Below are 23,899 nucleotides of genomic sequence, written 5' to 3'. Positions count from 1 at the left end.
CTCGACTTCTAGCGCCATTAATTTGATGGCACTCTTGTAGACAGATTCACAGCAAAGGTCATGCCGTCCAACAGGCATAAACGACAAAGGCCCCGATTAAGGGGCCTTTGTGTTTTTACATCAACGACTTATCAGGCAAACGGATGACGCAGAACGATGGTTTCGTTGCGATCCGGGCCCGTCGAAATAATGTCGATCGGCGCACCGATCAGCATTTCAACGCGTTTGATGTAGGCACGGGCGTTAGCTGGCAACTCTTCCAGGGTCTTGGCACCCACGGTCGATTCGGTCCAGCCCGGCACTTCTTCGTACACTGGCTGCAGGCCCACGTAGCTGTCTGCATCAGTCGGGGCAACATCATTACCTTCTGCATCTTTGTAACCGACGCAGATGTTGATGGTTTCCAGACCGTCGAGCACGTCCAGCTTGGTCAGGCAGATGCCCGAGATGCTGTTCACATCGATAGCGCGACGCAGGATAACGGCGTCGAACCAGCCGCAACGACGGGCGCGGCCGGTAGTGGCGCCGAACTCGTGACCCTGTTTGGCCAGGTGCGCGCCGACTTCGTCGAACAGCTCGGTCGGGAATGGACCCGAGCCTACGCGAGTGGTGTAAGCCTTGGTGATGCCCAGGATGTAGTCCAGGAACATCGGGCCGACACCCGAACCGGTCGCAACGCCGCCAGCGGTGGTGTTGGAACTGGTCACGTATGGGTACGTGCCGTGGTCGATGTCCAGCAACGAACCTTGGGCGCCTTCGAACATGATGTCTTTGCCGGCGCGACGCAGGTCGTGCAGCTCGGCAGTCACGTCCAGCATCAGTGGCTTGAGCAGCTCAGCGTATTCTTTGCACTCGGCCAGGGTTTTGTCGTAGTCAATGGCCGGCTCTTTGTAGTAACCCACCAGCATGAAGTTGTGGTATTCCACCAATTCACGCAGCTTGTCTTCAAAGCGCGGCATGTTGAGCAGGTCGCCCACACGCAGGCCACGACGTGCAACCTTGTCTTCGTAAGCCGGGCCGATGCCGCGACCGGTGGTGCCGATCTTCAGCTCGCCACGGGCCTTTTCACGGGCCTGATCCAGCGCTACGTGGAAGGACAGGATCAGCGGGCAGGACGGGCTGATACGCAGGCGCTCGCGCACCGGTACGCCTTTCTCTTCCAGCTTGGTGATCTCACGCAGCAGAGCGTCCGGTGCAACCACCACGCCGTTGCCGATCAGGCACTGCACGCCTTCGCGCAGCACGCCCGAGGGGATCAGGTGCAGAACGGTTTTCTCGCCGTCGATCACCAGCGTGTGACCTGCGTTGTGGCCACCCTGGTAGCGCACTACGGCGGCAGCATGTTCGGTCAGCAGATCAACGATCTTGCCTTTGCCCTCATCACCCCATTGGGTGCCCAGGACTACGACATTCTTACCCATAACACTTGTCCTCATTCGCGCAAACTTGGTGCCGGCGATGGCCGGCAGGAAAACTCAAGAAGCCAGTGGCGAAACCTGCCAAAGCCCGTTCTGCTGAATCAATTGCCGGTCGCAGTCCGCATCACGGGCGGCGGCCAAAGGTTGTCCGGGCAATGCCTGGACGACACGCTGACCCTCACTGCGCAACTGGCAAACCTGCTGCCAGAGTGCCGCATCCGTACTGTCAGGCATCCAGATACCGCCAGACGGTAGCTCGATGTCAGCACGCCCCAGGGTCACCAGGGTTTTCAAATCGGTGGAGAAGCCCGTGGCCGGACGGGCGCGACCGAAGTCGGCGCCGATGTCGTCGTAGCGGCCACCCTGGGCGATGGACTGGCCAACACCCGGGACGAATACCGCGAACACCACACCGGTGTGATAGTGGTAACCGCGCAGCTCGCCCAGATCAAAATACAACGGCAGCTGCGGGAAACGCGCGGACAGACGCTCGGCAATCGCCAGCAAGTCTTCCAGTGCCGCCAATACCGGCGCCGGCGCATTGGCCAGGCGCTCGCGGGCAGCGCTCAACACTTCACGGCCACCGCACAAATCAACCAGCGCACGCAGCATGCCGGACAGATCGGTCGGCAGGCCTTCGGTCAGGGTAATGACCTCGTCGATAGCCTTGCGTTGCAACGCATCGAACAGCTGTTGCTCGACTTCGCCCGACAGACCGGCCGCCTGGGCCAGGCCGCGGTAGATGCCGACGTGCCCAAGATCCATGTGCACGTCCGGCACATCGGCCAGTTGCAGCATGGCCAGCATCAGGCTGATGACTTCAACGTCGCTGGTCGGACTGGCGTCGCCATACAACTCGGCGCCCAACTGGATCGGACTGCGGGAGGACGACAAGGCACGCGGTTGAGCGTGCAACACGCTGCCGGCGTAGCACAAACGGCTCGGGCCTTCGCGGCGCAGGGTGTGCGCATCGATGCGCGCCACTTGCGGCGTGATGTCGGCACGGAACCCCATCTGCCGGCCCGATTGCGGGTCGATGACCTTGAAGGTACGCAGATCCAAATCCTGGCCCGCGCCGGTCAGCAGGGATTCCAGGTACTCGATATGGGGAGTCACGACAAACTCGTAACCCCAGCTCTGGAACAGATCCAGCACCTGACGACGCGCAACTTCAATGCGCGCCGCCTCTGGTGGCAGGACTTCTTCGATACCATCTGGCAGCAGCCAGCGGTCTACCGTCGCCATTACGCCTTCCCCTTTGATCCGGGCGGCCAGCCCTCCGGGCGAGCCTTGAGTGAAGCAGAAAATGAATGGTCCGCGCATGAACAACGGAGCGAAAAGCCTTTTACCGGCTTCGCCAATCACTTTCCTCGAAAAACTGCCGGGTCATTCAACCCGATGTTCTGCAGCATAAACAGCAATCAAACGTGCAGACGCAAAAAAGCCGGGAATTTCCCGGCTGCCGCATCATACACACGTTTTCCGAAAGGATCACCCCGCCCGAGGCATTAGCCGCCAGGCGGAGTGATTCAGGTCAACGTCGTATCAAGGCTTGGCTTTTTCCAGGTAACGGAAGAAGTCGCTGCTTGGGTCTAGCACCATGACGTCGGATTTGTTCGCGAAGCTTTCACGGTAGGCGCGCAGGCTACGGTAGAAACCATAGAACTCCTGATCCTGACCGTAGGCCTTGGAGTAGATCGCAGCGGCCTGTGCATCACCGTCACCGCGAACCTCTTCGGATTCACGATAGGCTTCAGCCAGCAACACGCGGCGTTGACGATCGGCATCGGCACGGATGCCTTCAGCCAGCTCGTTACCCTTAGCGCGGTGCTCGCGAGCTTCACGCTCACGCTCGGTACTCATACGTTCGAACACGCTGCGGTTCACTTCTTTCGGCAGATCGATGGCCTTGACCCGAACATCGACGACTTCGATACCCAGCTCTTTTTCCGCCATCGAGTTCAGCGAAGCGGTGATGTCAGCCATCAACGCGTCACGCTCACCAGACACGACTTCGTGCAAGGTGCGCTTACCGAACTGGTCACGCAGGCCCGATTCGAGACGACGGGACAGACGCTCGTCGGCGATCTGCTTGAGACCAGACGTTGCGGTGTAGAAACGCTCGGCATCTTTGACGCGCCATTTGGCGAAGGCGTCGACCATCACGGCTTTCTTTTCCAGGGTCAGGAAACGCTGCGTCGGTGCATCCAGTGTCATCAGGCGAGCGTCGAACTTGCGCACCTGGTTGACGTAAGGCACTTTCACATGCAGACCCGGCTGAACATCGGCCTGAACCACGCGACCGAACTGCAGCAACACCGCACGCTCGGTCTGAGCCACGATGTAGAAGCAGTTCCAGGCAGCGATCGCCACGACAACGCCGACAATAAGGGCGATCAGCGATTTATTGCTCATCAGCGACTCTCCCTGGTACGTGCCTGCTGTTGCTGCAGATCAGCTGCGGCACGCGCATTTGCTTCATTGCTGGTGGATGCCGCACTGCCGCTCACTGGCGCGCTGGTGCTGCGACCACTTTCAACCATTTTGTCCAGCGGCAGGTACAGCAGATTGCTCTGGCCGTTCTTGTTGCCGGTCACGAGAACCTTGCTGGTATTGCTGAAGACTTCCTGCATGGTGTCCAGGTACAGACGCTCGCGGGTGACTTCCGGTGCCTTGCGGTACTCGGCGACCAGCTTGGTGAAGCGGTCAGCCTCACCCTTGGCGCGCGAGACGGTTTCGTCACGGTAGCCGTTGGCATCTTCGAGGATACGCTGGGCCTGACCACGGGCTTCCGGCACCACGCCGTTGGCGTAGGTTTCAGCCTGGTTGCGCGAACGCTGCTCGTCTTCACGGGCGCGGATCACGTCGTCAAAGGCTTCCTGCACTTCACGCGGGGCTGCCGCGTTCTGTACGTTGACCTGAGTAACGGTGATACCGGTGCGATACGTATCGAGGAAGCGTTGCAGACGCTCCTTGATTTCGCTGGCCATCAGCTCACGACCTTCGGTCAGCACCTGATCCATGGCGGTCGAACCCACCACGTGGCGCAAGGCACTGTCGGTCGCATGCTGCAGGCTGATTTCCGGCTGATCGACGTTCAGCACGAAATCCTGCAGGTTGCTGATCTTGTACTGCACGGTCAATGGCACTTCGACGATGTTCTCGTCTTCGGTCAGCATCTGGCCCTGCTTGGTGTAGGCACGCTCACGCGTGACGTTTTCCATGTACTTCTTGTCGATCGGCGGGAAATAGATGTTCAGGCCCGGGCCGACAGTCTCGTAGTACTTGCCGAAGCGCAGCACCACGGCCTGCTCCTGCTCGTCCACCACATAGACCGCGCTGTACAGCCAGACGGCCGCCAGCACAACGAGGCCGATGCCGAGCAGACCGCCAAAGCCGCCACTCCTGCCCGAACCACCGCCGTCGTCACCACCACGTTTCTTTCCACCACCGAACAACCCATTCAGGCTTTCCTGCAGCTTGCGGAAGGCCTCGTCGAGATCCGGTGGCCCCTTGCGGTCGCCATTATTGCGGCGCTTGCCACCCCAAGGATCCTGATTGTTCGAGTTGCCACCCGGCTCATTCCAAGCCATAGCGCTCTCCATCTGATAAAGCAAAGACGCACCCACGGCGCGCCGACCAATGCTACAGAATGCCTGCCGTTGCGGCACAACCGCTTTGTCAGGCTTTTATTGCAAAGTGTGTTGCTCGATGAATTCCATCGGCTGCAATCCCTCGCGGCTTACCAGTCGATTCAGCTCGACCCGGGGCAAACGAACGGCCAGCAAACAGATGCCTTCTTCGTCGTGCTCTTCTTTCTGTACCGCTCCGAGCTCGAAAAACTGCGCACGCAGCCTTGCGAAACGTTGCGGCAAACGCAGGGTACCGATGAACAAATCACTGCCCAGTAATTCGGCAATGGCTTGCTCAAGCAACTCAAGACCCGAGCCATCACGCGCCGACAGCCAGACCCGCTGGGGCTTGCCGTTTTCGTCGCGCTGGATTTGCGGCTCAACGCCTTCAAGCAAATCGAGTTTGTTATAGACCTCAAGGATCGGCAAGTCCTGCGCACCAATCTCGCCCAGCACCACCATCACCTGTTCGATCTGCAACATGCGATCCGGCTCGGCGGCATCGATCACGTGCAATAGCAGGTCGGAGTTGCTCGATTCTTCGAGCGTAGACCGAAATGCCTCGACCAGCTTGTGGGGCAAGTGGCGAATGAAACCTACCGTATCGGCCAGCACAATCGGCCCCAGGTCGTCGAGCTCCAGACGGCGCAGGGTCGGATCAAGTGTGGCGAACAACTGGTCAGCCGCATACACGTCGGACTTCGTCACGTTATTGAAGAGCGTGGACTTACCGGCGTTGGTATAGCCCACCAGGGACACGGTAGGAATATCCGCACGGGATCGGCCACGGCGCGACTGCTCGCGCTGGCTGCGCACTTTTTCCAGCCGGCCCTTGATCTGGCGCAGGCGAACCCGCAGCAAACGGCGGTCGGTTTCCAGCTGGGTTTCACCCGGGCCACGCATACCGATGCCGCCACCCTGACGCTCCAGGTGAGTCCAGCCACGAACCAGCCGCGTGCTCATGTGATCAAGCTGGGCCAGTTCTACCTGGAGCTTGCCTTCATGGGTACGTGCGCGCTGGGCGAAAATATCGAGAATCAGACCCGTACGGTCGATCACGCGACACTCGAAAACACGTTCGAGGTTACGCTCCTGACTGGGCGTGAGGATGTGATTGAAAATCACCAGATCGGCTTCTTCGGCTTTGACCAGGTCGCGCAATTCCTCGACCTTGCCACTGCCAATCAGGAACTTGGCGGTTGGCCGATGACGCGGCACGTTAAAAAACGCAACGGTCTCGGCGCCCGCCGAATTCGCCAACTCCTGAAACTCCTGCGGATCTTCGCGCGCCTCAGGGTCCTGTCCATCCAAGTGAACGAGGATGACTCGTTCACCACCACCGTGGCGCTCAAAGAACAAAGGAGACTCCTATCAGGCGTTACCTGGCTCAGCGTCACCTGCTTCGGATTCGGTTGCGCTAGGCAGACGAATTGGACGAACCGGCACCACTGTAGAGATAGCGTGTTTGTAAACCATTTGGCTGACGGTGTTTTTCAGCAGGATGACGAACTGGTCGAACGACTCGATCGTGCCTTGCAGTTTGATACCGTTGACCAGATAGATGGAAACCCCAACTTTCTCTTTACGTAAAGTATTCAGGTAAGGGTCTTGTAGCGAATGCCCTTTTGACATGTGCCGCACTCCTTTAAGGATTCAATAATAAAAATATGGGTAAACAGATGGCTTTGGCCGTCACACCCCCAAGGATAGACGGCAATTGCAAGGACTCAGCTCAATATGGAGATGGTCCCCAGGTATTTCAAGGCGCGTGGCAGATTGTCGCAATCCAGGCTGTCGAGCCAATGCAAGTCAGTCCAGCTGCGCAGCCAGGTGAACTGGCGCTTCGCCAACTGGCGCGTGGCAATAATGCCGCGCTCCTGCATCTCGGCTGACGTCAGTTTGCCATCCAGGTAGTCCCAGACTTGGCGATAGCCTACTGCACGTATAGACGGCAACCCGGCATGCAGGTCACTTCTTTTACGCAGGGCTACGACCTCATCGATGAATCCCTGTTCCAACATGATCGTGAATCTTTGTTTAATTCGTTCATGCAGCACTTGGCGGTTTGCCGGAGCAATGGCCAGGTTCGCGACAGTATAGGGCAATTGTTGACGTCCAGAAGCGGCTGCTTCGGTACTTTGCGCAGATTGTTGCAAGCGCAGGTCGGTCATGCTGTGACCGCTGACGCGATAAACTTCCAGTGCCCGACTCAAGCGCTGCGGATCGTTCGGATGAATCCGCGCCGCCGATACCGGATCGATGACCGCCAATTGTTCGTGCAAGGCTTGCCAGCCAAGGCGTGCAGCCTCTTCTTCGATCTGCGCGCGAACCTCCGGATCTGCCGCTGGCATGTCCGCCAGACCTTCGACCAAAGCCTTGTAATAGAGCATTGTGCCGCCCACCAGCAGCGGAATTTTTCCCCGCGCGGTGATATCGGCCATTGCCTCAAGCGCATCACGACGGAAATCCGCTGCCGAATAGGCCTCGACGGGATCGAGAATATCGATCAACCGATGAGGGTATTCGGCCAGCAACGCTCTAGACGGCTTGGCGGTGCCGATGTCCATGCCGCGATAGACCAGCGCCGAATCGACGCTGATCAGCTCGCACGGCAGCACTTTGGTCAGTTCGATGGCCAGGTCGGTCTTGCCCGCAGCGGTCGGGCCCATCAGGAAAATCGCTGGAGGGAGCTGACTCATCAACGACCGCGCAGAAACAGTTTGTCCAGATCGTCCAGGCCCAGTTGGGTCCAGGTCGGCCGGCCATGGTTGCATTGACCGCTGCGCTCGGTGCTTTCCATGTCGCGCAGAAGGCCGTTCATTTCCGGCAGGGCCAGACGTCGATTGGCGCGGATCGCGCCGTGGCAGGCCATGGTGCCAAGCAGTTCGTTCAGGTGCGCCTGAATGCGGTCGCTGGTGCCGTATTCCATCAAGTCAGACAGGACGTCGCCCACCAGTCGATTGGCTTCGGCCTGTTTGAGCAAGGCCGGAATCTGACGGATCGCCAGGGTTTCCGGGCCCAGGCGCTGCAATTCGAAGCCCAGCCGCTGGAACCAGGCTGCGTGCTCCTCGGCGCAATCGGCCTCGCGCTGACTGACGGCCAGGGATTCCGGCACCAACAACGGCTGGCCACTCAGGCCTTCGCTGGCCATGGCAATCTTCAGCCGCTCGTACATGATCCGCTCGTGAGCGGCGTGCATGTCCACCAGCACCAGGCCTTGGGCGTTTTCCGAAAGGATGTAGATGCCTTTGAGCTGTGCCAGCGCGTAGCCCAGTGGCGGAATGTCTTCCTGCCCGGCCGGCAGCGCATTGGCATTGGCTTGCGGCAGCGGCGCGAAAAACTCTCGATACGCCGCTTGCGCCTCACCCGCAGGCACCGCCGATTGCGGGCGCGGCGTGTACTGATATTGATAACCGCCGCCCGTGCTGGCGCCGGAGGTTGTATTGAACGCCGGTTGCGCTTGCGGCTGTTCAAGCAAGGCGTTGGCCGCCAGACGCATTTCGCCTTGCGGGCCGAACTCACCTGCATCGAGCCCGGATGGACGGACGATGGCGGTGGTGACCGCGCCGGCAAGCTGATCTTCCGGACGCACGTCGCCCAACGCCCGGTGCAACGTGCCGTAAAGGAAGTCATGCACCATGCGCCCGTCACGGAAGCGCACTTCATGTTTGGTCGGGTGAACGTTGACGTCCACCGCCGCCGGATCGACTTCGAAAAACAGTGCAAACGTCGGGTGCCGACCGTTGAACAGCACGTCGCGATAAGCCTGGCGCACGGCGTGGGCGACCAGTTTGTCGCGCACCGCACGGCCGTTCACGAAGAAATACTGCAAGTCCGCCTGGCTGCGGTTGAACGTCGGCAGACCGACCCAGCCCCACAAGTGCAGGCCGTTACGCTCGATCTCGATAGGCAGCGCCTGCTCAAGAAAGCCCGAGCCGCAAATCGCCGCCACACGCCGGGCGCGGGCCGCGTCGTCGTTGGCTTCGTGCAGGCTGAGGATGGTTTTGCCGTTGTGGCGCAGGTGGAATGCCACGTCGAAACGTGCCAGCGCCAAACGCTTGATCACTTCTTGCAGGTGATCGAATTCGGTTTTTTCTGTCTTGAGAAATTTGCGTCGCGCCGGGGTGTTGAAGAACAGGTCGCGCACTTCCACCGACGTGCCCACCGGGTGTGCCGCCGGCTGGACCCGGGGTGCCATGTCGCGGCCTTCTGTCTCGACTTGCCAGGCCTGCTCGGCATCGCGCGTGCGCGACGTCAGAGTCAGGCGGGCCACAGAGCTGATCGACGCCAGTGCCTCGCCCCGGAAACCAAGGCTCATCACCTGCTCAAGGTCTTCGAGATTACGAATCTTGCTAGTGGCGTGACGCGCCAGGGCCAGCGGCAGGTCTTCGGCGGCAATTCCGCGCCCATCATCGCGCACCCGCAACAGCTTGACGCCGCCCTGCTCCACGTCGACATCGATACGCTTGGCGCCGGAGTCGAGGCTGTTTTCCAGCAACTCCTTGATCACCGAAGCCGGGCGTTCGACCACCTCACCGGCGGCAATCTGGTTCGCTAGCCGCGGGCTGAGCAGTTCGATGCGCGCAGTGTTCAACACCTCGTTCATTCTTTCGACGCCAGTTCGGTGCCTGGAATGGTCAGGTGTTGCCCGGCCTTGAGGTCATCGCTTTTCAAATTATTTACGGCACGCAGGGCGGCGACCGAAACCTGATAACGCACAGCGATCATCGCCAACGATTCGCCCGGATTGACCCGATGATCCCGCGGACCTTGAGCAATTTTGCCCGAATCACGCAACCACGCAATGTAAGTGCCCGGCGGCGGGTTCTGCTGGAAAAACTGCCGCACGCCACTGCTGATCGAACGCGCCAGCGCCTGCTGGTGACTGGAAGCAGCGAGCTTGGACGCCTCGTTGGCGTTGGAGATGAATCCGGTTTCAACGAGGATCGACGGGATGTCCGGGGACTTCAGCACCATGAACCCGGCCTGTTCCACACGCTGTTTATGCAGCGGCGTCACCCGACCGATGTTGCTGAGGACTTTCTGGCCGACGTTGAGGCTGGAGGTCAGCGAGGCGGTCATCGACAGGTCAAGCAACACGCCGGCGAGCATCCTGTCCTTGTCGTCGAGACTGACGTTGCCGGCACCGCCGATCAGGTCGGAACGGTTTTCGCTGTCAGCCAGCCAACGGGCGGTCTCGGAGGTGGCGCCACGGTCTGACAAGGCGAACACCGAGGCACCGAATGCGGCGGTGGACGGTGCGGCGTCGGCGTGAATCGAAACGAACAGGTCGGCGCCCTTCTTGCGGGCGATTTCGGTACGGCCGCGCAAAGGGATGAAATAGTCGCCGGTACGGGTGAGTTCGGCGCGGAAGCCTTTCATGCCGTTGACCTGACGCTGCAATTCGCGGGCGATCTGCAGCACCACGTCTTTTTCGCGCTGACCGCGAGAACCGGAGGCGCCGGGGTCTTCACCACCGTGACCTGCGTCAATCACAACAATGATGTCGCGCTTGCCGGCCGGGGCTGGCGGCAGTTTGATCTCTGGCTTGGTCGGCGTTACCGGTACGGCGGGAAGCGTGGCGACCGAAGGCGTCGGTGCCGGCGGTGGCGCGGCATCGGCCGGATCATCGAACAGGTCGACCACCAGACGGTTGCCGTATTGCGCGTTGGGCGCCAGCGAGAAGCTTTTCGGCGTCACGGCCTTCTTCAGGTCGATGACCACCCGCAGATCGCTCGGCGTACGTTGCGCCGAACGCATCGCGGTGATCGGCGTATTGGCCGTGGCGACGTTCAGCGGCGCGCCAAGGGTGGCGCCATTGATGTCGATCACCAGACGATCCGGGGCGGTCAGGGTGAACACGCTGTGCTGCACCGGGCCCGTCAGGTCGAACACCAGGCGCGTGTTATCCGGCGCCCGCCAGAGGCGCACGCTGTTGACCTTTGCATCAGCCACAGCGTTGACGGTTACTGCCATCAATATCAGTCCAGCGGCAGCCACCATCGCGCGAAAGCGCATACCTAACCCCATCATTCAGTTGAATTCCAATGCCAAAGCGGCACACCAGGCCTCGCCACGCGAGCCCTGAGGCAAAATTTTCAGCGAACGCCCGCCGTCTTGCGGGCTAATGGTAATGGTCAGGTCAGGCTTTGGCAAAAAGCCTGCACCTTTATCGGGCCACTCGATCAGGCAAAGCGCATCGTCTTCGAAGTAGTCGCGGATGCCGAGGAACTCCAGCTCTTCCGGATCGACCAGTCGATAGAGGTCGAAATGGAAGGCGCGGACGTCGCCGATCTCGTAGGGTTCAACCAGTGTGAACGTGGGACTTTTCACCGCGCCGACATGCCCCAACCCGCGAATGATGCCTCGGGACAACGTGGTTTTGCCCATTCCCAAATTGCCTTCGAGAAAAATCAGACCGCGACCTTGGGTGATGCGGGCGATCCGTGCGCCAAAGTCGCTCATGGCCTGTTCATCGGCCAGGTACAGGGTTACTTCAGACACGGTGCATGCTCCTCCAACAACTGACGAATGGCTGGAATCAAATCACTGGCCGCCAGCCCGCGACCATAAATACCTTGTTGCAATCCGGCATTGGCGTGCAGCCAGACGGCCAGACAAGCCGCATCGAAACCGTTCATTTTTTGCGCAAGCAATGCGCCGATGACGCCCGCGAGCACATCGCCGAGCCCGGCCGTTGCCATGGCCGGATGCCCCTGATGACACACAGCCAGACGGCCATCGGGATGCGCGACCAGACTGCCAGAACCCTTGAGCACCACGACCGCTGTATATTTTTTGCTCAACGCCAACGCTGCCGCCGGACGATCGGCCTGCACGTCGGTGGTACTGATCCCCAGCAAACGCGCCGCTTCACCCGGATGCGGCGTGATCACGCACTCCTTGGGCAGATCTACCGCGCCGCTGGCCAGTAAATTCAACGCATCGGCATCCCAGACCTGCGGCAACGGCGCATTGGCTGCGGCCGACAACAGGCTTCGTCCCCAACTTGCCTGCCCCAGACCCGGGCCGACCACCAGCACCGAGACCTTTTCCAGCAAACCCATCAATTGATTGGCCGACGAAATACCCAGCACCATGACTTCCGGCAACCGGCTCAGCGCTGCCGGTACATGTTCCGGGCGGGTCGCCAGCGAGACCATGCCGGCGCCGCTGCGCAGCGTGCTTTCGGTGCTGAGCAAAATGGCACCGCCAAAACCTTGGTCGCCGCCAATCAACAACACATGGCCGAACTGGCCTTTGTGGGCAGTCGGCGCACGCGTGGCCGGATATGGCAGATTGGCCGGATTCAAGCGCCGGACGCTGACTGGAACCCCGGTAAAGGTGTCGGCCGCTGCCTGCAGATCGTTAAATACCAGTTCGCCGACATGATCCGCCGCGTCGCCGGTGAACAACCCGATCTTGAGTCCGATGAAGGTGACGGTGAGATCCGCGCGGATCGCAACGCCAAGTTTTTTACCCGTGTCGGCGCTCAGCCCGGAAGGAATATCCACCGCGACCACCGGCAAACCACTGGCGTTGAGCGCTTCGATTGCGTCGACATAGGGTTCGCGCACGTCGCCTTCCAGGCCGATGCCGAGCAACGCATCGACAAGAACGCCGCGCAGTTGACTGTGTCCATTAAAAGCTTCGATCGCAACGCCATCAGTCAGCGCCTCGCTATGCGCCCGGGCGGCGTCACCCTGCAAACGCTGCGGCTCGCCGACCGCCAGCACCGTCACTGACCACCCGGCACGCTGTGCCAGCACCGCGATCAGATAACCATCGCCGGCGTTGTTGCCGTGCCCGGCCAGCACCGTCAGTTCACTCGCTTGCGGCCATTTACGCACCAGCGCCCGCCATGTTGCCCGAGCCGCGCGCTGCATCAGTTCGAAGCCCGGCGTGCCAGCGGCGATCAGCCGGGCGTCGAGTGCGCGCACCTGTTCGGCGAGATACAGCGCGTCGGGTAAATCATCTTTAGTCTGCGGCATGCGTCTTCGGGCTCCGATGTCTGGCAGAATTATACGCACCTCAGTTCCGGTTGCTCTCGTCTCATGTCCGCCATTACCACAGACCTCCCCGCTCTCGCCCAATCCATCAAGGACTGGGGCCGCGAGCTGGGCTTCCAGCAAGTCGGCATCAGCGGTCTGAATCTGGCCGAGCACGAGCAGCACCTGCAACGCTGGCTCGAGGCCGGCTACCATGGCGAAATGGACTACATGGGCGCCCATGGCAGCAAACGCTCGCATCCGGAAGAACTGGTGCCGGGCACGCTGCGAGTCGTTTCCCTGCGAATGGACTACCTGCCGGGCGATACCGAAATGGCCAAACGCCTGGCGCAACCGGAAAAAGCGTACGTGTCGCGTTATGCCTTGGGCCGCGATTACCACAAATTGATCCGTAAACGTGTGCAACAACTGGCCGATAAAATTCAGTCCGAGATCGGCCCATTCGGTTTCCGCGCCTTCGTCGACAGCGCCCCGGTACTCGAAAAAGCCATTGCCGAGCAAGCGGGACTGGGCTGGATCGGCAAAAATACGCTGGTGTTGAACCGCAAGGCCGGCAGTTATTTCTTTCTCAGCGAACTGTTTGTCGATTTGCCCTTACCTGTCGATGATCCGCACAGCACCGAACATTGTGGCCGCTGCACCGCGTGCCTCGATATCTGCCCGACCAACGCCTTCATCGGCCCGTACGTGCTGGACGCCAGACGCTGTATTTCCTACCTGACCATCGAACTGAAAAACGCCATCCCTGAGGATTTACGACCGCTGATCGGCAATCGCGTGTTCGGTTGCGATGACTGCCAGATCGTCTGCCCATGGAACCGTTTCGCCCGCCCGTCCGGCGAAAGCGACTTCAAACCCCGGCACAATCTCGACAACGCGGAGCTGGCCGAACTGTTCCTGTGGGATGAAGAAAAATTCCTCATCAGCACCGAAGGCTCGCCTCTGCGCCGCGCCGGTTACGAACGCTGGCTGCGTAATCTGGCGGTGGGCCTGGGCAACGCGCCCTCGAGCATTCCGGTACTGGAAGCCCTCAAATCACGGCGTGATTATCCGTCGGAGCTGGTGCGTGAGCATGTCGAATGGGCTCTGAAGCAGCATGCCGAGCGATGAACCAGGCTATCGAATTTCAACTACGACACAGAGCCTTTCGCTTTCCTCCATTTCGCGCTGCGTCCCTTCCCGGTGGATTCAATAAACCCCTCTGCTTTTAGGGACCGCAATACCATGCGCACGGTATCGCGGCTTATACCGGGGCATGACTCTTCAATTTCCGTGATGGAGAAGGGCAAATTTCGCTTAAGCGCCTCTTCCCTCACGCGTTCGCTTTTTCCTCCCCGACGCTTATCGATAGTGCCTACCCGCTCTTCAAATTCTTTATAAGCTCGAAGCAACGCCCCCCAAAAGTAATCAATCCAGGGTTGAACATCATGCGTACCTTCGTGCCATCCCTGAGAGCTCATCTCTAGCGTTTCGTAATAGCTCTCTTTTGATTCCTCGAAGATGCGTTCAAGACTTATAAAGCGGCCGACCCGATAGTCAAACTGATATAGCAGGAGCAACGTCAACAGGCGAGCGACGCGACCGTTACCGTCTGAGAAAGGGTGGATACAAAGAAAATCAAGTACGGCAAGAGGCACTAGCACCAATGGATCCGCGAGGTTTTGGCCTACCGCCAAACGATACCGCTCGACCGTTTCCAACACTGCCATTGGAGTCAGGTGCGCTGCAATCGGCTCAAAGCGTAGGCGTGAAGATCCATCAGAATGACGCTCGATGATGTCGTTGTTCGTCGCCTTCCAATTGCCCCCATCCTGCGGAAGGTAACGATACAACAAGCTGTGCATTTGCCTGAGAACACCTTCGGAGAATGGCATTGCTCCTGCGGTTTCATGAATGAGCGACAGCGCGTCGCGATAGCCCGCGATCTCCTGCTCGGATCGGCTCTTGGGGTCAATGTTTCCTTTAATCAAGGATTTCAAACGGGCCGGCGTGATGGTTACGCCTTCCAATCGGTTGGAAGATTCTGTGGACTCGATAACTGCGAGTTGTTTCAAGTCCTGCAAAATCTGAGGAGACTGAGTGACGAATAGTTGCTGTTTGCCACGAAATTCTCCTAATGCCCGCAAGGTCGTCGCCTGCAAGCCGTTGTAACGCAACGCACTGAGAAACATAGGAGTGAGCGAGCGCATTCGGATACCTGAATAAGGGGTAAAAAATGACAAATAGGGTAATTAGCTAATCTACAACCCTATTAGGCAATATTTTTTACCCCGATTCAGCGTCTTTGAACCATTCAACAATCACATCAGGATATTTCGACGGTGATTGCTGAATTCAAGGCTGGTCGTTGTAGACGAACTTGGGCATTTCCCAATGAAAACGAATCGCCAACAGCCGCAACAGAAACCCGCCAAACAAGGTGATCAGAATCGCCTGCTCACTCGGCACATTCAGATACAGGCAAAGCATGTAACACCACGCCGCCGCGAACGACACGCTCGCATAAAGCTCACGGCGAAAGATCAGCGGGATGTCATTGCAGAAGATGTCGCGCAGGATGCCGCCGAATACGCCGGTGATGACGCCGCTGACCGAAGCCACCAACATGCCGTGGCCCATTTCCAGGGCGGTCATGCAGCCGATCAGGGTAAACGCGACCAGGCCAACGGCGTCGAGCACCAGAAACAGCGAGCGCAGGTGACGCATCCAGCGGGCGGTGAACACGGTGAACATCGCTGCAACCGAGGTCAGCACCAGATATTCCGGATGTTTCACCCAGGTCAGCGGGTAATGCCCCAGCAGCACGTCGCGCACCGATCCACCGCCCAGCGCCGTGATGCAGGCGATCAGCACCACGCCAAACCAGTCCATGCCTCGACGGCCCGCAGACAACGCGCCGGTCATGGCTTCAGCGGTGATGGCGATCAGATAGAGCATCAGCAACATGGTGGCGATCCTTGCAGGAAGGCGCGCAGTCTACTCAGTTCGCCAGAGCACCAAAAGAGCGCGCGAGCGTTACGCTCTCAGGACTGAACCCGAGATCGTTACAGACAAAACCGATCCTCTGCAGGAACTGCCGCAGCCTGCGGCAGCTCCTGCTCGGGGCGCGTCAACTCAGAACTTGATGAAGTGCTTGCGGTAATGCTGCAGCTCGGCGATGGATTCGCGGATGTCGTCCAGGGCCAGGTGAGTGCTGCCCTTCTGGAAGCTGTCTTTGACTTCGGGAGCCCAGCGTGCAGCCAGCTCCTTGAGCGTCGAGACGTCGAGGTTGCGGTAGTGGAAGTAGCTTTCCAGGGATTTCATGTGGGTATAAAGGAAGCGCCGATCCTGGCAGATGCTGTTGCCGCAGATCGGCGACTTGCCCTTCGGCACCCATTTTTCCAGGAAGGCGATCGTTTCGGCCTCGGCTTCGACCATGCTGATGCGGCTGTCGCGCACGCGCTGGGTCAGACCTGAGTTGCCGTGAGTGCGGGTGTTCCACTCGTCCATCCGCGCGAGGACGTCGTCGCTGTGGTGGATGGCGATCACCGGGCCTTCAGCCAGCGTATTGAGGTTGCTGTCGGTGACAATAGTGGCCATTTCGATGATGACGTCGTTGTCGGGATCAAGACCGGTCATTTCCAGGTCAATCCAGATCAGATTCTGCGGGTTTTGCATATTTCGGCTCCTGAGCAATGCTGCGCAGTTTAGCCTAGGCCAGTGGTTGGGCGTGCTAAACTCGCGGCCGTTTTACCTAATCGCTGCATTCTTCAGACGGAACACCCATGGCCAAACGCCAACTCAATCGTCGTCAAAACTGGCGCATCGAAAAGATTCAGGGCGAACGCGCCGCACGCGCCGCCAAACGGGAATCCTCGGCAGTCGAAGCCCTGGAGGGCGGCGACCTGGGCCCGGAACAAGTGGGCCTGGTGATCGCTCACTTCGGTGTACAGGTCGAAGTCGAGGCCCGTGAGGGCGAACTGGCCGGCCAGGTTTTCCGCTGCCACTTGCGCGCCAACCTGCCAGCACTGGTGACCGGCGACCAAGTCGTATGGAGAGCCGGCAATCAGGGCATCGGCGTGATCGTTGCGCAATTGCCGCGCAACACCGAGTTGTGCCGCCCGGACAGCCGTGGTCAGCTGAAACCTGTTGCCGCCAACGTCGACATGATCGTGATCGTCTTCGCCCCGCTGCCCGAGCCTCACGCCAACCTGATCGACCGCTACCTCGTCGCGGCCGAACACGCTGGCATTCGCCCGTTACTGCTGCTGAACAAATTCGACCTGATCGACGAGCAGAACGCCCCGGCGCTGAATGCCTTGCTCGCGGTGTATCGCACCCTCGGTTATCCGGTGCTGGAAGTGTCGGCGCACCACGGCAACGGCATGGAAGAACTGCAGAAGCAACTGGACGGACGCATCAGCGTGTTCGTCGGCCAGTCCGGTGTCGGCAAGTCGTCGCTGGTCAACAGCTTGTTGCCGGAAGTCGAAACCCGCGTCGGACCGCTGTCCGAACTGTCCGGCCAGGGCACTCACACGACCACCACCGCTCGGCTGTTCCATTTCCCGGGCGGCGGTGAGCTGATCGACTCCCCGGGCATCCGCGAATTCGGCCTCGGTCATGTCAGCCGCGCCGACGTCGAAGCCGGTTTCATCGAATTCGACAATCTGCTCGGCACGTGCCGCTTCCGCGACTGCAAGCACGACCGCGAACCCGGTTGCGCCCTGCTCAAGGCGCTGGAAGATGGCCGCGTGCAGCAGCAGCGTATGAACAGCTACCGCTCGATCATCGCCAGCCTGCCCGAAAGCGGTTATTAAACAAACACACCGGCAGCGCCTTCCCTGAAGGGCTGCCGGTTGTCGGTTCACGTCCTGTAAAATTCGCGAAATTTTAACGTAAGACCTTTCTGAAAGGCCCGCGCCTCGCGACTTGCAGGACGCGTCTCTTTCGCCGCGCAAGCCTTATAGGCCCGGCGCAAATGCCTACATTCGGGGACGGCATCCGCATCAGCGATGTCCTCACGTGGGCGAGCAAAGCGACGAAGATCAAAAACAAGGTAATCATCCTCGATTGCTGCCAGGCCGGTTCGGCCGACGAAGTGCGCGCGTTACGCAGCGAAAGCAGCGTGGTGGATGAAGGCATGACGATACTCACGGTATGTAAAAAGGACGAACCGGCCATGGAAGGCGCGCAACACGGCGTGTTAACCGGCCTTTTGCCCCAGGCCCGCTTCCACGCAATGGTGAAGAGTCGCATTCATCGCGGGTTCTAAGATTTCGTCGCCCTTGACGGCCCTCACCTTTACTTTGGGATAACAGAGGTTTTTGGCGGGCCGGGGTCAGCGAAGCATCGAATGGACACAACAGAACCCAAATCCACCGCCCACAAAAAAGCCGACAATCACTGTCGGCTTTTTATTACTGCTTGGGCGCCTGGGGTGGCGCGGCCGCTGGAGCCCCTGGAGCCGCGTCGTCGAACAGGTTCAACCGCTCGCGCAACTCGTGTGGCGCGACCGGTTGCTGATCCGCCGGCAAGGCATTCGGGTCGACCGGTGTCGCCGGAGCGGCACCGTTCTGGTCCTGTGGTGCAGGCGCGTCCGGGTTGGCGGCATCGGCGCCTTGTGCGCCTTCGATGGCGCTTTGGGCCTTCCTGGTCAGCACGACGATGTCGATACGACGGTTGACCGGGTTGAACGGTTTTTGCTTGTCGAACAATGCCGACGAGGCATAACCCACCACCCGTGCCACCTGTGACTCCGGATAGCTGCCGGTAACCAGCGCACGGCGTGCGGCGTTGGCGCGGTTGGCCGAGAGTTCCCAGTTGCCGTAGTCACCGCTGCCGATGTACGGCTTGGCGTCGGTGTGGCCGCTGATGCTGATCTTGTTCGGCACCGCTTTAATGGTGTCGGCCATGGCCAGCAGGATGTCTTCAAAGTACGGCTTCAGGCGCGCAGAACCGGAGTCGAACATCGGCCGGTTCTCGGCGTCCATGATCTGGATGCGCAAACCGTTCGGCGTGATTTCGAAGAGGATCTGATCCTTGAATTTTTGCAACTGCGGGTTCTCGTCGACCTTGTTCTGCAGTTCTTGCAGCAGCAATTCGAGGCGCTCTTTCTCGACCATTTCGGCCATGCCTTCGACTTGCTCGGCGTCGACCGTGACCTTGTCCGGTTGCGGTTGTGACTTCACTTCAGGGTTGAGGGTATTTTCCGGCGCCAGGGTCGGCGTGCCGCCCAGGTCAATGATGTACGGCGTACCGCTTTCGGAGAACCCGACCGGATCCTTGAAGTAACCGGCGATGGCGATCTTCTGTTCCGGTGTCGCGGTGGACAGCAGCCACAATACCAGGAAGAACGCCATCATCGCCGTGGCGAAGTCGGCAAACGCGATCTTCCACGCGCCGCCGTGATGCCCACCGGCGATGCGTCTGACGCGCTTGATAATAATCGGCTGATTATTTTCCATGACTTAGCGACCGCGAACCGCTTGTTCCAGCTCGGCGAAGCTCGGACGGTGCGCCGGGTACAGAACCTTGCGGCCGAATTCCACGGCCAGCGATGGCGGCATGCCGGAAGCCGAAGCCACCAGCGAAGCCTTGATGGCTTCGTAGACGTTCAGCTCTTCCTTGGCATCGTGAGCCAGGGAATTGGCCAGCGGGCCGAAGAAGCCGTACGCCGCGAGAATACCGAAGAACGTACCGACCAGTGCCGCGCCCACGTGCAGGCCGATCGAGGCCTGGTCACCTTCGCCCAGAGACGCCATGGTCACCACAATACCGAGTACCGCCGCGACGATACCGAAACCGGGCATGCCGTCAGCGATGCCGTTAACGGCATGCGACGGATGCTCGAGGTCTTCCTTGAGGCTGTAAAGCTCCATGTCGAACAGACCTTCGAGTTCGTGCGGAGCCATGTTGCCGGAGGACATGATGCGCAAATAGTCGCAGATGAACGCGGTCATGCGTTCGTCCTTGAGCACGGCCGGGTACTTGGCGAAGATCGGGCTCGCAGCGGCATCTTCGATGTCGCCCTCAATGGCCATCATGCCTTCGCGGCGGCTCTTGTTGAGGATCTCGTACACCAGGCCAAGCACTTCGAGATAGAACGTGTGGCTGAAACGCGAACTGAACATGCCCAAGGATTTCTTGAGCACGTGCATGGTCATATAGCCGGGGTTGGCCTGCAGAAACGCACCCAGGGCCGCGCCGCCGATGATCAGGACCTCGAAAGGCTGGATCAGCGCTGCGATTTTGCCGTGGGAGAGCACGTATCCGCCGAGCACGCTCGCGAATACGACGATGATGCCGATAATTTTTGCCATAGGGAGAAGGTACTTATCTAAGTCGGGTTCATGGTCATATTCGGAAGTTAAAAAATCTCTTCTTCTACTTATCGGCAAAACTGCGCCAGACTATAGCCAGTTCAGGCGAAAAGCCAATTTAGCCCATGCCGGGCGCGTCTACAGTCAATGAAGATCACGTCCAGACATGGCTAATGAAACGAACGTCCCACCCGTAAAACCGACCACGCTCGAGGGCTGGGTCAAGCTGCTCGACAGCGTCCGCCTGCCGGTTCCGCAAGAAGCCCATGACCAGGTCTGCCGCGCGATCCGCGACAATCGCAGCTCGCTGCGCGACATCGCCGAGCTGATGCAAAACAGCCCGGCACTGGCCCTGAGCATCATCCGCGAAGCCAACCGCCACACTCAGGGCAGCATGACTGAGCCTGCGGAAAATCTCGAAATCGCGATCAACCGACTTGGCTTGGCGCGCACCGAAGAGCTGCTCGGCCGTCTGCCCGCCGAACCTCAAGCACAAATTCCCCAGGCGCTGCGCCAGTTGCAAATGATCAGCCAGCACGCCACGCAACAGGCCAACGGCTTTTTCGCCAGTCGCCTGGCGCGGCTGTGGCAGGACATCCATTGGGGCAGCCTGTTGTTTCTGTCACCGTTGTGGCCAATCGCGCTGACCTTCCCCAAGCTGCTCGAAGAGTGGGAAGCGCGCGTCATCTATAAAGGTGAATCGGCGCGGAACGTGGAAAAGGAGCTGTTCGGTGTGCGTCTGCTGAAGATCGGCCAAGCGATGGTCGACGTCTGGCGCCTGCCGATTTGGGTGCAACAAGGCTATCGATTGCTGCTCGGCGAGCAACGCGAACTGGTCAAAGTGCTGCGCATCGCCCGCGACAGCGAGCACCCGCTGCGCCAGCAAAACCGCCTCGACGACGATCCGACCCTGCGCCGCTGGCTCAACCAGCCGGCCAACACCGTTTTGCTCGCCAACGGTCTGGCGCTCTCGGCGCAGCAAGCATGGGACAGCCCCCACAGCGAACGCTGGCAGTACCTGACCAGCCTTTATCTGCAAACTCCAATGGATGAGGTGCAACAACAGTTGCATCAACAGGCCGCCAACAGTGCGCGCCAGCATTCGATGCCGGACATCTGGCACCCGGCGGTATCGCTGTTGTGGCCACCGCGCACCCGGCGCTTGCCTGCCGGTTTGTTGCCAGCCGCTGCGCCGAATGCCGAAGATCTGACGAAGTGGCGCCGACAATGCGCCGAACTGCTGGCCGAGCCGAGTCGCTTCACCAACGCCCTGCACCTGACGGTCGCCGCCCGCGACGCATTGACCGCCAGCGGCATGCGCCGGGTGATGATCCTGATGGCCGACCGCACTCACGCCAATCTGCGCGTGCATCAGACGGCCGGTCTGCCGAAAGAGGCCGCCGCGCTCAACTTCGTGGTCGCCCAGAGTTCGGTGTTGCAACGCCTGCTCACACAGCAAGCGCAGGTGCGGATCACACCGGACAACAATGCGCAGTTCTCCGCGCTGCTGCCGCCGCATCTGCGCACGCTGTTCCGTGGCGAGCATCTGTTCTTGCGTTCATTGGTCAATAACGGCCGGGTGATCATGATCGTCGTCGCCGATCAGGGCGGCGGGCCGTTTTCCGGTGTGACCGTGCAAGCTTTCGGCAAAACCGCGCAGTGCATCGAGAAGGCTCTGCACAGTTTTAGCCAGCGCGGCCAATGATCGCTACAATCCCTTCCCTTTGTGCTCTGGAGACCTCACATGTCTGACTTCTCTGGCTTGGCGCTGGTGATCGAGCCGGCTGACCTGCTCCCGCGCCTCGACGCCCGTGATCTGATTCTGGTGGATCTGACCAGCGCTGCCCGCTACGCCGAAGGGCACATCCCCGGCGCGCACTTTGTCGACCCCAAACGCACCCAGCTCGGTCAGCCGCCAGCGCCGGGGCTGATGCCGGCGAAAGCGGATCTGGAAAAACTGTTCGGTGAACTCGGTCACCACAAGGACGCGGTCTACGTGGTCTATGACGACGAGGGTGGCGGTTGGGCCGGGCGTTTCATCTGGCTGCTCGATGTAATCGGCCATGACAAGTATCACTACGTCGATGGCGGGTTGCTGTCGTGGCTCGACGCCGGTTTGCCGGTGTCGACCGACGTGCCGGCCGTTGTCGGTGGCCCGGTCGCGCTGACGTTTGACGAAGCGCCGACCGCCACCCGCGAATACCTGCAAAGCCGTCTCGGCGCCGCCGATCTGGCGATCTGGGATGCGCGCGGGCCGCTGGAATACTCCGGTGAAAAGGTACTGGCAGCCAAGGGCGGCCATATTCCCGGCGCAATCAATTTCGAATGGACGGCGGGCATGGATAAGGCGCGCCAGTTGCGCATCCGCACCGACATGCCGCAAATCCTTGAGCAACTGGGCATCACGCCCGACAAGGAAATCATTACCCACTGCCAGACCCATCATCGGTCCGGTTTCACTTATCTGGTGGCCAAGGCGCTCGGTTATCCGCGCGTCAAAGGCTACGCCGGTTCCTGGGGCGAATGGGGCAACCACCCCGACACCCCCGTCGAGCTTTGAGTCTTTAAGGACAGTCCATGAAAGAACGTTTGTTTATCCTCAGCCAATACCTGCTACCCCACCACCTGCTATCGCGCCTGGCCGGTTGCGTCGCCGAGTGCCGCGTGCGCTGGTTCAAGAATGCCTTCACCACCTGGTTCGCCAAGCGTTATCAGGTGGACATGTCCCAGGCGCTGGTTGAAGACGTGACGGCTTACGAGCACTTCAACGCTTTCTTCACCCGCGCCTTGAAAGACGGCGCGCGTCCGCTCGACGAAACCCCGGGCGCGATCCTCAGCCCGGCCGACGGAGCCGTCAGCCAGCTCGGCCCGATCGAACACGGTCGTGTGTTCCAGGCCAAGGGCCACAGTTTCAGTGTGCTGGAATTGCTCGGTGGCGACGCCGCGAATGCCGCGCCGTTCATGGGCGGCGATTTCGCCACCATTTACCTGTCGCCGAAGGACTACCACCGCGTGCACATGCCGCTGGCCGGCACCCTGCGCGAAATGGTCTACATTCCAGGCCGGATTTTCTCGGTCAACCAGACCACCGCCGAAAACGTTCCGGAGCTGTTCGCGCGCAACGAGCGTGTGGCGTGCATTTTCGACACCGAGCGCGGGCCGATGGCCGTCGTGCTGGTCGGCGCGATGATCGTGGCGTCGATTGAAACCGTGTGGGCCGGCCTGGTCACGCCGCCGAAACGCGAGCTGAAAACTTTCCGTTACGACGAAGCCGCCCGTGCGCCGATTCACCTGGAAAAAGGTGCGGAACTGGGTCGTTTCAAGCTGGGCTCCACGGCCGTTGTTCTGTTTGGGCCGGATCAGGTGAAATGGGCTGAAGAACTGGTGGCCGGTTCGCCAGTACAGATGGGCCAAGGGCTGGGCCTGCCCAAAGCCTGACAAAATCCCCTGTAGGAGGTGCTGCAGGCAGCTTCTACAGGGGTGTCTGTTTGGGACTGCGATTTGTGGCATTTGCTGCTATGGTTTTTGGCATGACCCAGACT

Annotated in this window: 21 protein-coding genes and 1 pseudogene; 6 read left to right on the top strand and 16 right to left on the bottom strand. The window is 60.0% G+C overall.

All coding sequences use genetic code 11. The annotated features are described in order from the left end of the window. Positions 1-131: 131 nt before the first annotated feature. From GIW69_RS18490 to GIW69_RS18440, 11 genes are all read right to left on the bottom strand, one after another. Positions 132-1,421, bottom strand: a complete 1,290-nt coding sequence (locus tag GIW69_RS18490; protein ID WP_236484234.1) for an adenylosuccinate synthase — start codon at positions 1,419-1,421, stop codon at positions 132-134. A 54-nt stretch (positions 1,422-1,475) separates the two neighbouring features. After that, positions 1,476-2,663: an ATP phosphoribosyltransferase regulatory subunit gene (locus GIW69_RS18485; protein WP_236484233.1), complete on the bottom strand. Its 1,188-nt coding sequence runs from the start codon at positions 2,661-2,663 to the stop codon at positions 1,476-1,478. Between the two features lie 300 nt (positions 2,664-2,963). Further along, positions 2,964-3,833 (bottom strand): protease modulator HflC, encoded by an 870-nt coding sequence (hflC, locus tag GIW69_RS18480; RefSeq protein WP_236484232.1) that lies wholly within the window; start codon positions 3,831-3,833, stop codon positions 2,964-2,966. Beyond that, entirely contained in the window at positions 3,833-5,011 is a 1,179-nt protein-coding gene (hflK, locus tag GIW69_RS18475; RefSeq protein WP_236484231.1) for an FtsH protease activity modulator HflK, read from the bottom strand. The genes hflC and hflK overlap by 1 nt, the downstream gene beginning before the upstream one ends. Before the next feature lie 96 nt (positions 5,012-5,107). After that, on the bottom strand, positions 5,108-6,409 hold the full coding sequence (gene hflX / locus GIW69_RS18470; RefSeq protein ID WP_236484230.1) for a ribosome rescue GTPase HflX: 1,302 nt from the start codon (positions 6,407-6,409) through the stop codon (positions 5,108-5,110). A gap of 12 nt (positions 6,410-6,421) precedes the next feature. Then, positions 6,422-6,682 carry an RNA chaperone Hfq gene (hfq, locus tag GIW69_RS18465; protein ID WP_007902656.1) on the bottom strand — a complete coding sequence of 87 codons (261 nt, stop codon included), beginning with the start codon at positions 6,680-6,682 and terminating at the stop codon, positions 6,422-6,424. Positions 6,683-6,777: 95 nt separating this feature from the next. Then, complete coding sequence (gene miaA, locus GIW69_RS18460; protein ID WP_236484229.1) at positions 6,778-7,749, bottom strand: tRNA (adenosine(37)-N6)-dimethylallyltransferase MiaA; 972 nt, start codon at positions 7,747-7,749, stop codon at positions 6,778-6,780. After that, positions 7,749-9,656 (bottom strand): DNA mismatch repair endonuclease MutL, encoded by a 1,908-nt coding sequence (mutL, locus tag GIW69_RS18455; RefSeq protein ID WP_236484228.1) that lies wholly within the window; start codon positions 9,654-9,656, stop codon positions 7,749-7,751. The genes miaA and mutL overlap by 1 nt, the downstream gene beginning before the upstream one ends. After that, complete coding sequence (locus tag GIW69_RS18450; protein WP_496570934.1) at positions 9,653-11,053, bottom strand: N-acetylmuramoyl-L-alanine amidase; 1,401 nt, start codon at positions 11,051-11,053, stop codon at positions 9,653-9,655. The genes mutL and GIW69_RS18450 overlap by 4 nt, the downstream gene beginning before the upstream one ends. A gap of 30 nt (positions 11,054-11,083) precedes the next feature. Further along, positions 11,084-11,554 carry a tRNA (adenosine(37)-N6)-threonylcarbamoyltransferase complex ATPase subunit type 1 TsaE gene (gene tsaE, locus GIW69_RS18445; RefSeq protein WP_236484227.1) on the bottom strand — a complete coding sequence of 157 codons (471 nt, stop codon included), beginning with the start codon at positions 11,552-11,554 and terminating at the stop codon, positions 11,084-11,086. Continuing rightward, complete coding sequence (locus GIW69_RS18440) at positions 11,542-13,041, bottom strand: NAD(P)H-hydrate dehydratase (protein WP_236484226.1); 1,500 nt, start codon at positions 13,039-13,041, stop codon at positions 11,542-11,544. The genes tsaE and GIW69_RS18440 overlap by 13 nt, the downstream gene beginning before the upstream one ends. A 63-nt stretch (positions 13,042-13,104) precedes the next feature. Between GIW69_RS18440 and queG the strand changes: the two genes are divergently transcribed. Beyond that, on the top strand, positions 13,105-14,169 hold the full coding sequence (queG, locus tag GIW69_RS18435; RefSeq protein WP_236484225.1) for a tRNA epoxyqueuosine(34) reductase QueG: 1,065 nt from the start codon (positions 13,105-13,107) through the stop codon (positions 14,167-14,169). 20 nt (positions 14,170-14,189) lie between these two features. On the opposite strand, the gene GIW69_RS18430 is transcribed toward queG, so the two are convergent. From GIW69_RS18430 to orn, 3 genes are all read right to left on the bottom strand, one after another. Continuing rightward, entirely contained in the window at positions 14,190-15,248 is a 1,059-nt protein-coding gene (locus tag GIW69_RS18430; RefSeq protein ID WP_236484224.1) for a Fic family protein, read from the bottom strand. 145 nt (positions 15,249-15,393) lie between these two features. Then, positions 15,394-16,005: a trimeric intracellular cation channel family protein gene (locus GIW69_RS18425; RefSeq protein ID WP_236484223.1), complete on the bottom strand. Its 612-nt coding sequence runs from the start codon at positions 16,003-16,005 to the stop codon at positions 15,394-15,396. Positions 16,006-16,173: 168 nt separating this feature from the next. Next, entirely contained in the window at positions 16,174-16,716 is a 543-nt protein-coding gene (orn, locus tag GIW69_RS18420; RefSeq protein WP_236484222.1) for an oligoribonuclease, read from the bottom strand. A 107-nt stretch (positions 16,717-16,823) separates the two neighbouring features. Here orn and rsgA point away from each other — a divergent pair, with 107 nt between their 5' ends. Beyond that, on the top strand, positions 16,824-17,855 hold the full coding sequence (gene rsgA / locus GIW69_RS18415) for a small ribosomal subunit biogenesis GTPase RsgA (protein ID WP_236484221.1): 1,032 nt from the start codon (positions 16,824-16,826) through the stop codon (positions 17,853-17,855). 173 nt (positions 17,856-18,028) lie between these two features. Then, a pseudogene (locus GIW69_RS18410) lies at positions 18,029-18,265 on the top strand (caspase family protein); the annotation flags it as partial. Between the two features lie 190 nt (positions 18,266-18,455). Here the strand turns inward: GIW69_RS18410 and motB are convergent. Together motB and motA are read right to left on the bottom strand one after the other, a co-directional pair. Then, positions 18,456-19,502: a flagellar motor protein MotB gene (gene motB / locus GIW69_RS18405; protein ID WP_236484220.1), complete on the bottom strand. Its 1,047-nt coding sequence runs from the start codon at positions 19,500-19,502 to the stop codon at positions 18,456-18,458. 3 nt (positions 19,503-19,505) lie between these two features. After that, on the bottom strand, positions 19,506-20,357 hold the full coding sequence (gene motA, locus GIW69_RS18400; protein ID WP_236484219.1) for a flagellar motor stator protein MotA: 852 nt from the start codon (positions 20,355-20,357) through the stop codon (positions 19,506-19,508). Positions 20,358-20,523: 166 nt separating this feature from the next. On the opposite strand from motA, the gene GIW69_RS18395 reads away from it, so the two are divergent. From GIW69_RS18395 to asd, 3 genes are read left to right on the top strand one after another with little or no spacing between them, the layout of a single operon-like run. Continuing rightward, a complete protein-coding gene (locus tag GIW69_RS18395) occupies positions 20,524-22,062 on the top strand; it encodes an HDOD domain-containing protein (protein ID WP_236484218.1) in 1,539 nt (512 codons plus the stop codon). Between the two features lie 39 nt (positions 22,063-22,101). Further along, the gene (locus GIW69_RS18390) at positions 22,102-22,917 is read left to right on the top strand and encodes a rhodanese-like domain-containing protein (protein ID WP_236484217.1); all 816 of its coding nucleotides are present in this window, start codon (positions 22,102-22,104) and stop codon (positions 22,915-22,917) included. A 17-nt stretch (positions 22,918-22,934) separates the two neighbouring features. Further along, on the top strand, positions 22,935-23,795 hold the full coding sequence (gene asd, locus GIW69_RS18385) for an archaetidylserine decarboxylase (RefSeq protein WP_236484216.1): 861 nt from the start codon (positions 22,935-22,937) through the stop codon (positions 23,793-23,795). Positions 23,796-23,899: the final 104 nt, after the last annotated feature.

Source organism: Pseudomonas syringae (assembly GCF_021605415.1).
GTDB classification, from domain to species: Bacteria; Pseudomonadota; Gammaproteobacteria; order Pseudomonadales; family Pseudomonadaceae; genus Aquipseudomonas; species Aquipseudomonas syringae_S.
The sequence above is the reverse complement of the archived record's forward strand: the minus strand, read 5'-3'. Positions and strand labels throughout refer to the sequence as shown.

What these genes read in the sequence shown, in the direction of transcription:
- GIW69_RS18490 (WP_236484234.1), bottom strand. Translation starts at nt 1,421, where the DNA reads ATGGGTAAGAATGTCGTAGTCCTGGGCACCCAATGGGGTGATGAGGGC.
- GIW69_RS18485 (WP_236484233.1), bottom strand. Translation starts at nt 2,663, where the DNA reads ATGGCGACGGTAGACCGCTGGCTGCTGCCAGATGGTATCGAAGAAGTC.
- hflC (WP_236484232.1), bottom strand. Translation starts at nt 3,833, where the DNA reads ATGAGCAATAAATCGCTGATCGCCCTTATTGTCGGCGTTGTCGTGGCG.
- hflK (WP_236484231.1), bottom strand. Translation starts at nt 5,011, where the DNA reads ATGGCTTGGAATGAGCCGGGTGGCAACTCGAACAATCAGGATCCTTGG.
- hfq (WP_007902656.1), bottom strand. Translation starts at nt 6,682, where the DNA reads ATGTCAAAAGGGCATTCGCTACAAGACCCTTACCTGAATACTTTACGT.
- miaA (WP_236484229.1), bottom strand. Translation starts at nt 7,749, where the DNA reads ATGAGTCAGCTCCCTCCAGCGATTTTCCTGATGGGCCCGACCGCTGCG.
- mutL (WP_236484228.1), bottom strand. Translation starts at nt 9,656, where the DNA reads ATGAACGAGGTGTTGAACACTGCGCGCATCGAACTGCTCAGCCCGCGG.
- GIW69_RS18450 (WP_496570934.1), bottom strand. Translation starts at nt 11,053, where the DNA reads ATGGTGGCTGCCGCTGGACTGATATTGATGGCAGTAACCGTCAACGCT.
- GIW69_RS18440 (WP_236484226.1), bottom strand. Translation starts at nt 13,041, where the DNA reads ATGCCGCAGACTAAAGATGATTTACCCGACGCGCTGTATCTCGCCGAA.
- queG (WP_236484225.1), top strand. Translation starts at nt 13,105, where the DNA reads ATGTCCGCCATTACCACAGACCTCCCCGCTCTCGCCCAATCCATCAAG.
- GIW69_RS18430 (WP_236484224.1), bottom strand. Translation starts at nt 15,248, where the DNA reads ATGCGCTCGCTCACTCCTATGTTTCTCAGTGCGTTGCGTTACAACGGC.
- GIW69_RS18425 (WP_236484223.1), bottom strand. Translation starts at nt 16,005, where the DNA reads ATGTTGCTGATGCTCTATCTGATCGCCATCACCGCTGAAGCCATGACC.
- orn (WP_236484222.1), bottom strand. Translation starts at nt 16,716, where the DNA reads ATGCAAAACCCGCAGAATCTGATCTGGATTGACCTGGAAATGACCGGT.
- rsgA (WP_236484221.1), top strand. Translation starts at nt 16,824, where the DNA reads ATGGCCAAACGCCAACTCAATCGTCGTCAAAACTGGCGCATCGAAAAG.
- motB (WP_236484220.1), bottom strand. Translation starts at nt 19,502, where the DNA reads ATGGAAAATAATCAGCCGATTATTATCAAGCGCGTCAGACGCATCGCC.
- motA (WP_236484219.1), bottom strand. Translation starts at nt 20,357, where the DNA reads ATGGCAAAAATTATCGGCATCATCGTCGTATTCGCGAGCGTGCTCGGC.
- GIW69_RS18395 (WP_236484218.1), top strand. Translation starts at nt 20,524, where the DNA reads ATGGCTAATGAAACGAACGTCCCACCCGTAAAACCGACCACGCTCGAG.
- GIW69_RS18390 (WP_236484217.1), top strand. Translation starts at nt 22,102, where the DNA reads ATGTCTGACTTCTCTGGCTTGGCGCTGGTGATCGAGCCGGCTGACCTG.
- asd (WP_236484216.1), top strand. Translation starts at nt 22,935, where the DNA reads ATGAAAGAACGTTTGTTTATCCTCAGCCAATACCTGCTACCCCACCAC.